We start from the raw sequence: 12,497 nt of genomic DNA, 5'->3' as shown, positions 1-12,497 counted from the left end.
TGGCCGCTGGTAGCTTCGGGTCCAAGCGAATGGATCATGGGGGAGGCGGCAAGCCGTGCGGGACGTGACAAGCCACGAGGTCGACGGAGAGCGGATCGAGCGGGCCCTGGAGGGCATCCGCAGCCGGACCTTCGGACACTGGCACGACCTCCGCTACGGCGGCGGCGTGTCGCTGAGCGGCCTGGCGAAGGCGCGGGACGAGCTGCTCGACCACGTCGGGGCGTGCTCCGTGGCGGGCCCCGGGCCGGACGGGCCGGACCCCCGCCAGGCGCTGCTCACCGCGGCCGAGTGCGCCATCGGAGCCCTCGGGCTCGGCTGCTTCCCCGAGGGGGACTGGGACGTCAGGTTCCTCCCCCTCGTCGACGAGACGCTCAGCAGCGACGAGCAGCTCTTCGACGAGAGCTGGGACGCGGGGCACGAGGTGCCCACCGCGCGCACCTGGACCGAGACCTTCGCGCTCTGCCTGCTCGGCGGCGCGCTCTGGACGCCGCGGCGGGTGGTCGGGCCGCTGCTCCACGCGGACTACGCGCCCGCGATCCGCTCCGGAGTCCCGTACTCGCGCTTCGAGTCGGTCTCCCGGCCGGCCGAGCTCGCGGAAATGGACGCCCTCTGCGCCTATCTGAGCGCGGACCAGTCCTGGGAGCGGCCCGTCCCGCTCCGGCTGCCGGACGCCGAGGAGCGCGGGGCGCTGGCCCGGGCGCTCGACGAGGCGGGGGAGCTCGACCCGGACCAGCGGCTGCTGCGGGTGCTCCTCGACGCCGACCGGGACGCCTTCGACGGGGCCCTCGCGGACCGGCTCGACGCGTACCGCGCGAGCGCCGAGGCGGCGGGGGACCAGGCCCCCGGAAGCCTGCTGCCGGTCCGGACGGCGGCCCTGGCCGCCCTCGCCCGCCAGGCCCACGGCTGGGCACCGGGCGTCCGCTCCGCCTACCTGCCCGACGCGCTGCTGGTGGAGCCGGAGCGGGAGACCGTCGGGTAGGCGGGCGGGGCCGTGTGGGTGGTGGGCCGCCCCAAGGGCTCAGGCGGAGGTGAGCTGTGCGTCCGGCTGGGTCGGGATCGGGGCCGTGGTCACCGGGCGCTCGCGGAGGCTCAGGGCGAGTCGCAGGACCGCGATCCACATCAGCGAGGAGCCGAGCATGTGCGCGGCGACCATGACCTCGGGCACGCCGGTGAAGTACTGGACGTAGCCGATGACGCCCTGCGCGACGAGCACGATCAGCAGGTCGCGGGCGCGCGCCCGGGTGTCGTCGGGGGCGTCGACCACGCGCAGGACCAGCCACATGGCGACGGCCAGGGCGCAGACCGCCCAGGCGGCGATGGCGTGGATGTGGGCCGCGTCCGTCCAGTCCCACGGCATGCGCGGCACGTCGCTGGAGTCGCCGGCGTGCTTGCCGGCGCCCGTCACGGTCGTGCCGAGGGCGATGAGCAGCGCGGAGACCAGGACGATCGCCCAGGACAGCTTGCGCACCGGGCCCGGGACGCGCGGCTTCGGGGTGCCGTCGCCCTCGCCGGTGCGGTGCCAGGTGATGACGGCCACGGTGAGGAGCGAGTTGGCGGCCAGGAAGTGGCCGGCGACCGTCCACGGGTTGAGGCCCATCCACACCGTGATGCCGCCGATGACGGCGTTGCTCATCACGATCCAGAACTGGGCCCAGCCGAGCCGGGTGAGGCCGCGCCGCCGCGGCTTGGTGGAGCGGGCGGCGATGATCGCCCAGCCGACGGCCGCCGACAGGACGTAGGTCAGCATGCGGTTGCCGAACTCGACGAAGCCGTGGAAGCCCTGCTCGGCGGTGACGATGAGGCTGTCGTCCGTGCACTTGGGCCAGGTGTCGCAGCCGAGACCGGAGCCGGTCAGCCGGACCGCGCCGCCGGTGACGATGATGACCACGCTCATCACGACGGCGGAGAGCGCGGCGCGCCGGAGCGTCCGGGGGGACGGGGTCCAGCGCTGGGCGATGAAGGCGAGGGGGGTCTGCACGGGCCCTATCGTAGGCACGGGCTTGTGCGCGTTTTCACGAGGGGTGCGTTACGGGCTTTTGCGCCGCGAAACGTCACCGCACGCTCACCCTCGGCGCCCGCGGGGCGCACCGGGGGCGCGCTCCCCGCTCACTCCCAGCGGAAGAAACGTGCCGCCGCGCCGAGCCCGAGGACCGCCCAGACCGCGAGGATCAGCGCGTCGCCCCAGGGCAGTGCCGCCCCGCCCTGCAGCACGTCCCGCAGGCCGTCGGAGAGCGCCGAGATGGGCAGCAGCTCCAGGACCGAGCGGGCCGCCTCCGGGAAGCGGTCCAGCGGCACGATCACCCCGCCGCCCACCAGGAGCAGCAGGAAGACCAGGTTCGCCGCGGCCAGCGTCGCCTCGGCCTTGAGGGTGCCGGCCATCAGCAGGCCGAGCCCCGAGAAGGCCGCGGTGCCGAGGACGAGCAGCACCAGGACGGAGAACGGGTCGCCCTGCGGCGACCAGCCGAGCCCCAGCGCGATCGCCGTCAGGAGCGCCACCTGGAGCACCTCGGTGACCAGCACCGCCAGCGTCTTGGCGGTCATCAACGCCCAGCGCGGCAGCGGCGAGGCGCCGAGCCGCTTGAGCACGCCGTAGCGGCGCTCGAAGCCGGTCGCGATGGCCTGCCCGGTGAAGGCGGTCGACATCACGGCGAGCGCGAGTACGCCCGGGGCGAGGAAGTCGACGGCCTTGTCCGTGCCCGTGTCGACGATGTCCACCGTCGAGAAGAGCACGAGCAGGAGGGAGGGGATGATCACCGTGAGGAGGAGCTGCTCGCCGTTGCGCAGCAGCATCCGGGTCTCCAGCGCGGTCTGCGCGGCGATCATCCGGCCGACGGGCGCGGCCCCCGGCTTCGGCGCGTACGTACCCGTGCTCATCCGCGCAGCTCCTTGCCGGTCAGTTCGAGGAAGACGTCTTCGAGGGTGTGCCGCTCGACCGAGAGCCGGTCCGGCATCACACCGTGCTGCGCGCACCAGCTGGTGACGGTGGCGAGCAGCTGCGGGTCGACGGTGCCGGTGAGCCGGTACGTGCCCGGGGTCGGCTCCGCCGCGGCGGTGCCGTCCGGCAGCGCCTTCAGGAGCGAGCCGAGGTCGAGGCCGGGGCGGCCGGTGAAGCCCAGGGTGTTCTCGGCGCCGCCCCGGCACAGCTCCTCGGGGCTGCCCTGGGCGACGACCCGGCCGGCGTCGATGATGGCGACGTCGTCGGCGAGCTCCTCCGCCTCGTTCATGAAGTGGGTGGTGAGCACGACGGTCACGCCGTCGGCGCGCAGCTCGCGGACCAGCTCCCAGGTGGCGCGGCGGGCCTGCGGGTCGAGTCCGGCGGTCGGCTCGTCGAGGAAGACCAGCTCGGGGCGGCCGACCACGGCCATGGCGAGCGACAGGCGCTGCTGCTGGCCGCCGGAGAGGCGCCGGTAGGTGGTCCGGCCGCAGGAGCCGAGGCCGAGGCGCTCGATCAGCGCGTCCACGTCCAGCGGGTGCGCGTGCAGCTTCGCCATGTGGCGCAGCATCTCGTCGGCGCGGGCGCCGGAGTAGACGCCGCCGGACTGGAGCATCACGCCGATCCGGGGGCGCAGCGCCGAGGCGTCGGCGACCGGGTCGAGGCCGAGGACGCGCACGCTGCCGGCGTCCGGCCTCCGGTAGCCCTCGCAGGTCTCGACGGTGGTGGTCTTGCCGGCGCCGTTGGGGCCGAGGACGGCGGTGACGGTGCCGGTCCGGACGTCGAGGTCGAGGCCGTCGACGGCGGTCTTCGTCCCGTACCGCTTGACCAGGCCCCGGACCCGGACGGCGGATTCGACGGACTCGTTTCGCATGCCGGAAGTCTAGAGAGGGGGCGAAGGTCCCTCCGGCGCGGGGCCCGGGTCCCTTGAGACGGGACCTTTTCGCGCACGTCGCCGCCGCGGCCGGATCTAGCGTCGACAGAGTGATCAGTGTGGCGGAGAACCTGCGGGAGACGGCCGGACAGGCCGAGCACAAGGCGCACGAACTGGCGCGCCCCGGCCGGTACGCGGTCTCGGCGGTGCTGGCCGGTGCGTACATCGGCGTGGGTGAGGTGCTGCTGCTGGTGGCGGTCTCGCCCTTCGTGGCCCGGCACTCGCCGGCGGTGAGGCTGCTGGAGGGGGCGGTCTTCCCGATCGCGCTGACGATCGTGATGTTCGCGGGGGCGCAACTGTTCACCAGCAACGTCATGGTGATGCTGCTGGGCGCGCTGTCCGGCCGTACGGGCTGGAAGGACCTGGCGGGCAGCTGGGCCCTGTCGCTGGGCGGGAACCTCGTCGGGGCCTTCGCCTTCGGGGCGATGGTGCACGCCTCCGGGGTGCTGTCGGCGCCGTCGGCGAAGGCGATGCTGGCGGAGCTGGTGGCGGGCAAGGAGGCGCTGGGCGGCGGGCAGCTGTTCTGGCGGGCGGTGCTCTGCAACCTGCTGGTGTGCCTGGGGGTCTGGATGTTCTACCGGGCGCGGGGCGACGCGGCGAAGCTGTTCGTGCTGTGGCTGCCGGTGCTCGTCTTCGTGGCGGTGGGTTTCGAGCACTGCGTGGCGAACATGGCGCTGTTCTCGCTCGCGATCCTCGACGGCACGGCCGGTTTCGGCGATCTGCTGCGCAATCTGCTCTTCACCGTGCCGGGCAACATCGTGGGCGGAGGGCTGCTGGTGGGCGGGGCGTACTGGTTCACCGGGCGGCCGGAAACATCCCACGAATGATCATTCCCGCAGGTCAGGTAAGCCTTACCTGAGTGATGCAAGGCACCGTGACCCGCTCGGGGTGCGGCTTGTCACTCGCCGATTAATTACGCAACAATGGCGTTGTGAAAAACGTTGGCGCGGCTCCGGTGGAGGAACTCGCGACCCGAGAGCGTTCGACGCGCAACCGGGTCGCGCGGTCGATCCTGGACCACGGGCCCTCGACCGTCGCCGATCTCGCCGAGCGGCTCGGCCTCACCCAGGCCGCCGTCCGCCGCCACCTCGACTCGCTGGTCGCCGACTCCGTGGTCGAGGCCCGCGAGAAGCGCGTCTACGGGACCCGCACCCGCGGCCGCCCCGCGAAGGTCTTCGCGCTCACCGACTGCGGCCGCGACGCCTTCGACCAGTCGTACGACTCCCTGGCCGTCGAGGCGCTCCGCTGGATCGAGCGCAACGCCGGTGGAGAGGCGGCCGTCGCCGCCTTCGCCCGCGACCGCGTCGAGGCCCAGGCCGAGTCGTACCGCGAGGCCGTCGAGTCCGCCGACCCGCGGGAGCGCACCGAGGCCCTCGCCAAGGCGCTGACCGCCGACGGGTACGCTGCCACTGCGCGTCACGCGCCGGTCGGCGAGCAGCTCTGCCAGCACCACTGCCCGGTCGCCCACGTCGCCGAGCAGTACCCCCAGCTGTGCGAGGCGGAGACGGAGATCTTCTCCCGCCTCCTCGGGACCCACGTCCAGCGCCTGGCCACCATCGCCCACGGTGACGGCGTCTGCACGACCTTCATCCCGCACGGCGGCCCCCAGGGCCCACAGACCACTTCATCATCAGCATCCGTAAGTACGGCCGGGAGGAACCCCGCATGACCACCGAGATCAGCCACCCCGAGCTCGAGGGCCTGGGTCGGTACGAGTACGGCTGGGCCGACTCCGACGCCGCCGGTGCCACCGCCAAGCGCGGTCTCAACGAGGACGTCGTCCGCGACATCTCCTCGAAGAAGAACGAGCCCGAATGGATGCTGAAGCTGCGTCTCAAGGGCCTGCGGCTCTTCGGCAAGAAGCCCATGCCGACCTGGGGCTCCGACCTCTCCGGCATCGACTTCGACAACATCAAGTACTTCGTGCGGTCCACCGAGAAGCAGGCCGAGTCCTGGGAGGACCTGCCGGAGGACATCAAGAACACGTACGACAAGCTGGGCATCCCGGAGGCGGAGAAGCAGCGCCTCGTCGCCGGTGTCGCCGCGCAGTACGAGTCCGAGGTCGTCTACCACCAGATCCGTGAGGACCTGGAGGAGCAGGGCGTCATCTTCGTCGACACCGACACCGCGCTGAAGGAGCACGAGGAGCTCTTCAAGGAGTACTTCGGCACCGTCATCCCGGTCGGCGACAACAAGTTCGCCTCCCTGAACACGGCCGTGTGGTCCGGCGGCTCCTTCATCTACGTGCCGAAGGGCGTGCACGTCGAGATCCCGCTCCAGGCCTACTTCCGTATCAACACGGAGAACATGGGCCAGTTCGAGCGGACGCTGATCATCGTCGACGAGGACGCCTACGTCCACTACGTCGAGGGCTGCACCGCCCCGATCTACTCCTCCGACTCGCTGCACAGCGCCGTCGTCGAGATCATCGTGAAGAAGGGCGGCCGCTGCCGCTACACGACCATCCAGAACTGGTCGAACAACGTCTACAACCTGGTGACCAAGCGCGCCGTCGCCTACGAGGGCGCCACCATGGAGTGGGTCGACGGCAACATCGGCTCCAAGGTCACCATGAAGTACCCGGCCGTCTACCTGATGGGCGAGCACGCCAAGGGCGAGACCCTCTCCATCGCCTTCGCGGGCGAGGGCCAGCACCAGGACGCCGGCGCCAAGATGGTCCACATGGCCCCGAACACCTCCTCCAACATCGTCTCCAAGTCGGTGGCGCGAGGCGGCGGCCGCACCTCCTACCGCGGTCTCATCGAGATCGGCGAGGGCGCCCCGGGCTCCAAGTCGAACGTCCTGTGCGACGCGCTGCTCGTCGACACGATCTCCCGCTCGGACACGTACCCCTACGTGGACGTGCGCGAGGACGACGTCTCCATGGGCCACGAGGCCACCGTCTCCAAGGTCTCCGAGGACCAGCTCTTCTACCTGATGAGCCGCGGCCTCACCGAGTTCGAGGCGATGGCCATGATCGTCCGCGGCTTCGTCGAGCCCATCGCGAAGGAACTGCCGATGGAGTACGCGCTGGAGCTCAACCGGCTGATCGAGCTGCAGATGGAAGGCGCGGTCGGCTAAAAGCCCCGCCCCGCACCGCCACGCAGCGACCGATTTTCTTTACGTACGCAGGAAGAGAGCAACACGACAGCCATGGCTGAGGCTCAGAACATCCCCGCGGGCTCCACCACCGCGGGCTCGATCGCGGTGGCCGCCGAGTCCACCGTCGCCACGCGCATGAGCGCCCCGCCCTCCTTCGATGTCGCGGACTTCCCCGTCCCGCACGGCCGCGAGGAGGAGTGGCGCTTCACTCCGCTGGAGCGCCTGCGCGGCCTGCACGACGGCACCGCCGTCGTGTCCGGCGAGGGCGTCCGCGTCGACGTCGAGGCCCCCGAGGGCGTCACCGTGGAGACCGTGGGCCGCGACGACGCGCGCCTCGGCAAGGCCGGCACGCCGGTCGACCGCGTCGCCGCCCAGGCGTACACCTCCTTCGAGAAGGCCTCGGTCGTCACCGTCGCCAAGGAGGCCGTCCTCACCGAGCCGATCCGCATCGCGGTGCACGGCCAGGGCGGAGTCGCCTTCGGCCACCAGGTGATCGAGCTCGGCGCCTTCGCCGAGGCCGTCGTGGTCATCGACCACACCGGTGACGCGGTGCTCGCCGCCAACGTCGACTACGTGCTCGGCGACGGCGCCAAGCTGACCGTCGTCTCCGTGCAGGACTGGGACGAGAAGGCCGTCCACGTCGCCCAGCACAACACGCTGATCGGCCGCGACGCCTCCTTCAAGTCGGTCGTCGTCACCTTCGGCGGCGACGTCGTGCGCATCCACCCGCGCGTGACGTACGCGGCCCCCGGCGGCGAGGCCGAGCTCTTCGGCCTGTACTTCACCGACGCGGGCCAGCACCAGGAGCACCGCCTCCTGGTCACCCACAACGTCCCGCACTGCAAGTCCAACGTGGCCTACAAGGGCGCGCTGCAGGGCCAGAACGCCCACGCGGTCTGGATCGGTGACGTCCTCATCGAGGCCGCCGCCGAGGGCACGGACACCTACGAGCTCAACCGGAACCTGGTCCTCACCGACGGTGCCCGGGTCGACTCGGTGCCGAACCTGGAGATCGAGACCGGCGAGATCGCCGGCGCGGGCCACGCCTCCGCCACCGGTCGCTTCGACGACGAGCAGCTCTTCTACCTGATGTCCCGGGGCATCCCGGAGACCGAGGCCCGCCGCCTCGTCGTCCGCGGCTTCTTCGCCGAGCTGGTCCAGCAGATCGGTCTGCCGGACGTCCAGGAGCGCCTGCTGGCCAAGATCGAGGCCGAGCTGGAGGCGTCCGTCTGATGGCCTTCGTCCGCGCCTGTGCGCTGAGCGAGCTGGAGGAGGACACCCCGAAGCGGGTGGAACTCGACGGCACGCCGGTGTCCCTCGTCCACACCGAGGGCGAGGTGTACGCGATCCACGACATCTGCTCGCACGCGAACGTCTCCCTCTCCGAGGGCGAGGTGGAGGACTGCCAGATCGAGTGCTGGCTGCACGGCTCCGCGTTCGACCTCCGCACCGGCAAGCCGTCCGGCCTCCCCGCGACGCGCCCCGTCCCCGTATACCCCGTAAAGATCGAAGGGGACGATGTGCTCGTCTCCGTCACCCAGGAGTCCTGAGTCACCCATGGCAACGCTTGAAATCCACGACCTGCACGTCTCCGTCGAGGCCGAGAACGGTCCGCGCGAGATCCTCAAGGGTGTCGACCTGACCATCAAGCAGGGCGAGACCCACGCCGTCATGGGCCCGAACGGCTCCGGCAAGTCGACCCTGGCGTACTCGCTGGCCGGCCACCCGAAGTACACGATCACCGGCGGCACCGTCACCCTCGACGGTGAGGACGTCCTGGAGATGTCGGTCGACGAGCGCGCCCGCGCGGGTGTCTTCCTGGCCATGCAGTACCCGGTCGAGGTCCCCGGTGTCTCGGTCTCCAACTTCCTGCGCACCTCCGCCACCGCCGTCCGCGGCGAGGCGCCCAAGCTGCGCACCTGGGTGAAGGAGGTCAAGTCCGCGATGGAGCAGCTCCAGATGGACCCGGCCTTCGCCGAGCGCAACGTCAACGAGGGCTTCTCCGGCGGCGAGAAGAAGCGCCACGAGATCCTCCAGCTCGAACTGCTCAAGCCGAAGATCGCGATCCTCGACGAGACCGACTCCGGCCTCGACGTCGACGCGCTGCGCATCGTCTCCGAGGGCGTCAACCGCGTCCGCGAGACCGGCGAGGTCGGCACCCTGCTGATCACGCACTACACGCGGATCCTCCGCTACATCAAGCCCGACTTCGTGCACGTCTTCGCGAACGGCCGCATCGTCGAGTCCGGTGGCGCCGAGCTCGCCGACCAGCTGGAGAACGAGGGCTACGACAAGTACGTGAAGGGTGGCGCATCCGCGTGACTTCCGCCCATCCGGGGCTGACCGGCCTCCTCGACACCGAGGCGATCCGCAAGGACTTCCCGCTCCTGGATCGTCTGGTCCACGACGACAAGAAGATCGTCTACCTGGACTCCGCGGCCACCTCGCAGAAGCCGCGCCAGGTCCTCGACGCTCTGAACGCGTACTACGAGCGGCACAACGCCAACGTGCACCGCGGTGTGTACACGGTCGCCGAGGAGGCCACCGCGCTGTACGAGGGCGCCCGCGACAAGGTCGCCGCCTTCATCAACGCGCCGAGCCGCGACGAGGTGATCTTCACCAAGAACGCCTCCGAGTCGCTCAACCTCGTGGCCAACATGCTGGGCTGGGCCGACGAGCCCTACCGCGTGGACCACGAGACCGAGATCGTCATCACGGAGATGGAGCACCACTCCAACATCGTCCCGTGGCAGCTGCTCGGGCAGCGCACCGGCGCGAAGCTGAAGTGGTTCGGGCTCACCGACGAGGGCCGGCTCGACCTGTCCAACATCGAGGAGCTCATCACCGAGAAGACCAAGGTGGTCTCCTTCACCCTGGTCTCCAACCTCCTCGGCACGATCAACCCGGTCGAGACGATCATCCGCCGGGCCCAGGAGGTCGGTGCGCTGGTCTGCATCGACGCCTCCCAGGCCGCCCCGCACATGGTGCTCGACGTGCAGGCGCTGCAGGCCGACTTCGTGGCCTTCACCGGCCACAAGATGTGCGGCCCGACCGGCATCGGCGTGCTGTGGGGACGCCAGGAGCTCCTGGAGGACCTGCCGCCGTTCCTCGGTGGCGGCGAGATGATCGAGACCGTCTCGATGCACTCCTCCACCTATGCCCCGGCCCCGCACAAGTTCGAGGCGGGTACGCCCCCGATCGCCCAGGCCGTCGGCCTCGGCGCGGCCGTGGACTACCTGTCGGCGATCGGCATGGAGAACATCGCGCGCCACGAGCACGCGATCACCGAGTACGCCGTCCGCCGCCTCCAGGAGGTTCCGGACCTGCGGATCATCGGCCCCACCACGGCCGAGGACCGCGGCGCGGCGATCTCCTTCACGCTCGGCGACATCCACCCGCACGACGTGGGCCAGGTCCTCGACGAGCAGGGCATCGCGGTCCGGGTCGGGCACCACTGCGCGCGGCCGGTCTGCCTGCGGTACGGAATTCCCGCGACCACGCGAGCGTCGTTCTATCTGTACTCCACCCCCGGCGAGGTCGACGCCCTCGTCGAGGGTCTGGAGCACGTACGGAACTTCTTCGGCTAGGGGACGCCTCGTGAAGCTGGATTCGATGTACCAGGACGTCATCCTGGACCACTACAAGCACCCGCACGGGCGCGGTCTGCGGGACGGCGACGCCGAGGTGCACCACGTCAACCCGACCTGTGGTGACGAGATCACGCTCCGCGTGAAGTACGACGGCTCGCGGATCGAGGACGTGTCGTACGAGGGCCAGGGCTGCTCCATCAGCCAGGCCTCGGCCTCCGTCCTCAACGAACTGCTCGTCGGCAAGGAGCTGGCCGAGGCGCAGAAGATCCAGGGCACCTTCCTGGAGCTGATGCAGTCCAAGGGCCAGCTCGAGCCCGACGACGCGATGGAGGAGATCCTGGAGGACGCGGTCGCGTTCGCCGGTGTCTCGAAGTACCCGGCCCGGGTGAAGTGCGCGCTGCTCAGCTGGATGGCGTGGAAGGACGCGACCGCCCAGGCCCTGGGTGACGGTGTCGCTGAGAGGAAGTCGGCATGACCGAGAACGCCGAGGCCACGATGAAGCCGGCCTCCGAAGAAGAAGTCCGCGAGGCGCTGTACGACGTCGTCGACCCCGAGCTGGGCATCGACGTGGTCAACCTGGGCCTCATCTACGGCATCCACATCGACGACTCGAACGTCGCGACGCTGGACATGACCCTGACGTCGGCGGCCTGCCCGCTGACCGACGTGATCGAGGACCAGGCGAAGTCCGCCACCGACGGCATCGTCAACGAGCTGAAGATCAACTGGGTCTGGATGCCCCCGTGGGGCCCGGACAAGATCACGGACGACGGCCGCGAGCAGCTGCGCGCGCTCGGGTTCAACGTCTGACGGCACCGCCGCGCTCACGTGCTGAGGGCCGCACTCCTTCGGGAGTGCGGCCCTCACGCGTGTCTCAGAGCAGACCGGCCGTCTGGGCCAGTACCGGGCCCAGGTTCTCCTTGCGGATGCGCTGGTCCACGTAGAGCAGGGCGGAGACCAGGGGCTGGAGGGGGGCCAGCAGGGCCTGGGAGGCGGTGCCGCCGATCAGGGCGATGCCCATCGCGCCGGTCATCGAGGCGATGAAGTCGCCGGGGGACGCGTCCGCGTCGAAGGTCAGCGTCGACATCGGGATCCAGGCGAGGATCGAGAACACCTGCTGGATCGCCCCGCTGACCAAGGCCACGATCGCTCCCGCGGCGAGCGTGCAGCCGCAGATCCGCCACCAGGAGCCGCGGACCAGGTCGGCGGAGCGGCGCAGTGCGGCCATCGGGCTCGCGCCCTCGATGACGGCGGCCGCGGGGGCCAGGCTGAACTTCACCCAGAGCCAGACGGTGAGGGGGACGGTCGCCAGGGCGACCAGGAGGACCAGCGTGCCGGCGACCATGGGGCCCATGCCCTCGTCGCTCCCGGACGCGCCGATGCCCGCGAGCATGCCGTACATCAGGAAGCCGGAGCCGAGCACGAAGAGCAGCGCCGGCACGAGGGCGGCCAGCATCGTCAGGAGGACCGAGGCCAGCACCGCGCCCAGTCGCGACCAGGCGCGGTGCCAGACGGCCCCGAAGCCGACGGGGCGGCCGAGCACCGCCTCCTGCGCGACGACCGGGACGGCGGCGTAGACCAGGGCGTTGGCCAGCACCAGGCAGAGCGCGCCGGTCAGCCAGACGCAGCAGAAGGCGACGAACAGGCCCCGGACGTCCGCCATCTCGGGGTCCTGGCCGTGCGGGAGGTTCGAGAGCCGGTCGACGTTGTCCGACACGGCGTTCCAGGCGAGTGCCATCGCGCCGCCGACGAGCGCCGTCGCCACCCCGTAGGCGATCGCCGCGATGCCCAGCAGGGGCTTCCAGTAGCGCCCGAACGCACTGAACGCGCCCGTCAGGATCTGCCCGAAGGACAGCGGCACCAGGGGTATGACGCCGGGCTTCGGCGGTGGTGGTGGGGGAGCGTATCCGTATCCGTACGGCCCCGAGGGATATGTCAT

General features: G+C 70.6%; 14 protein-coding genes. 10 read left to right on the top strand and 4 right to left on the bottom strand.

Annotation, left to right across the window (positions count from 1 at the left end):
- Window positions 1-55 precede the first annotated feature (55 nt).
- On the top strand, window positions 56-979 hold the full coding sequence (locus ACZ3ZE_RS00615) for an Imm49 family immunity protein (protein WP_467256901.1): 924 nt from the start codon (window positions 56-58) through the stop codon (window positions 977-979).
- Window positions 980-1,018: 39 nt separating this feature from the next.
- Here ACZ3ZE_RS00615 and ACZ3ZE_RS00610 read toward each other — a convergent pair whose 3' ends face one another.
- From ACZ3ZE_RS00610 to ACZ3ZE_RS00600, 3 genes are all read right to left on the bottom strand, one after another.
- Complete coding sequence (locus tag ACZ3ZE_RS00610) at window positions 1,019-1,987, bottom strand: COX15/CtaA family protein (RefSeq protein ID WP_467257492.1); 969 nt, start codon at window positions 1,985-1,987, stop codon at window positions 1,019-1,021.
- 119 nt (window positions 1,988-2,106) lie between these two features.
- On the bottom strand, window positions 2,107-2,874 hold the full coding sequence (locus ACZ3ZE_RS00605; RefSeq protein ID WP_361164454.1) for an ABC transporter permease: 768 nt from the start codon (window positions 2,872-2,874) through the stop codon (window positions 2,107-2,109).
- Complete coding sequence (locus ACZ3ZE_RS00600; protein WP_467256899.1) at window positions 2,871-3,806, bottom strand: ABC transporter ATP-binding protein; 936 nt, start codon at window positions 3,804-3,806, stop codon at window positions 2,871-2,873. Before ACZ3ZE_RS00600 ends, ACZ3ZE_RS00605 begins: the two co-directional genes overlap by 4 nt.
- A gap of 110 nt (window positions 3,807-3,916) precedes the next feature.
- On the opposite strand from ACZ3ZE_RS00600, the gene ACZ3ZE_RS00595 reads away from it, so the two are divergent.
- From ACZ3ZE_RS00595 to ACZ3ZE_RS00555, 9 genes are all read left to right on the top strand, one after another.
- Window positions 3,917-4,693, top strand: a complete 777-nt coding sequence (locus tag ACZ3ZE_RS00595) for a formate/nitrite transporter family protein (RefSeq protein ID WP_361164460.1) — start codon at window positions 3,917-3,919, stop codon at window positions 4,691-4,693.
- A 104-nt stretch (window positions 4,694-4,797) separates the two neighbouring features.
- On the top strand, window positions 4,798-5,535 hold the full coding sequence (locus ACZ3ZE_RS00590) for a helix-turn-helix transcriptional regulator (RefSeq protein WP_361164463.1): 738 nt from the start codon (window positions 4,798-4,800) through the stop codon (window positions 5,533-5,535).
- Complete coding sequence (gene sufB / locus ACZ3ZE_RS00585; protein WP_329419615.1) at window positions 5,532-6,947, top strand: Fe-S cluster assembly protein SufB; 1,416 nt, start codon at window positions 5,532-5,534, stop codon at window positions 6,945-6,947. The genes ACZ3ZE_RS00590 and sufB overlap by 4 nt, the downstream gene beginning before the upstream one ends.
- Before the next feature lie 72 nt (window positions 6,948-7,019).
- On the top strand, window positions 7,020-8,201 hold the full coding sequence (gene sufD / locus ACZ3ZE_RS00580) for a Fe-S cluster assembly protein SufD (protein WP_361164469.1): 1,182 nt from the start codon (window positions 7,020-7,022) through the stop codon (window positions 8,199-8,201).
- A complete protein-coding gene (locus ACZ3ZE_RS00575) occupies window positions 8,201-8,518 on the top strand; it encodes a bifunctional 3-phenylpropionate/cinnamic acid dioxygenase ferredoxin subunit (RefSeq protein ID WP_361164472.1) in 318 nt (105 codons plus the stop codon). The genes sufD and ACZ3ZE_RS00575 overlap by 1 nt, the downstream gene beginning before the upstream one ends.
- Before the next feature lie 7 nt (window positions 8,519-8,525).
- Window positions 8,526-9,290, top strand: a complete 765-nt coding sequence (gene sufC / locus ACZ3ZE_RS00570; RefSeq protein ID WP_046907885.1) for a Fe-S cluster assembly ATPase SufC — start codon at window positions 8,526-8,528, stop codon at window positions 9,288-9,290.
- Entirely contained in the window at window positions 9,287-10,555 is a 1,269-nt protein-coding gene (locus ACZ3ZE_RS00565; protein WP_361164476.1) for a cysteine desulfurase, read from the top strand. The genes sufC and ACZ3ZE_RS00565 overlap by 4 nt, the downstream gene beginning before the upstream one ends.
- A gap of 10 nt (window positions 10,556-10,565) precedes the next feature.
- The gene (gene sufU, locus ACZ3ZE_RS00560; protein WP_329419606.1) at window positions 10,566-11,033 is read left to right on the top strand and encodes a Fe-S cluster assembly sulfur transfer protein SufU; all 468 of its coding nucleotides are present in this window, start codon (window positions 10,566-10,568) and stop codon (window positions 11,031-11,033) included.
- Window positions 11,030-11,368 (top strand): metal-sulfur cluster assembly factor, encoded by a 339-nt coding sequence (locus ACZ3ZE_RS00555; protein WP_017238620.1) that lies wholly within the window; start codon window positions 11,030-11,032, stop codon window positions 11,366-11,368. Before sufU ends, ACZ3ZE_RS00555 begins: the two co-directional genes overlap by 4 nt.
- A 64-nt stretch (window positions 11,369-11,432) precedes the next feature.
- Here ACZ3ZE_RS00555 and ACZ3ZE_RS00550 read toward each other — a convergent pair whose 3' ends face one another.
- Window positions 11,433-12,497, bottom strand: coding sequence for a DUF7847 domain-containing protein (locus tag ACZ3ZE_RS00550; RefSeq protein WP_361626017.1), 1,065 nt, complete (start codon window positions 12,495-12,497; stop codon window positions 11,433-11,435).

The sequence above is a fragment of the Streptomyces sp. NPDC023157 genome (assembly GCF_055560575.1).
This window is presented reverse-complemented; position numbering and strand designations above follow the sequence as displayed.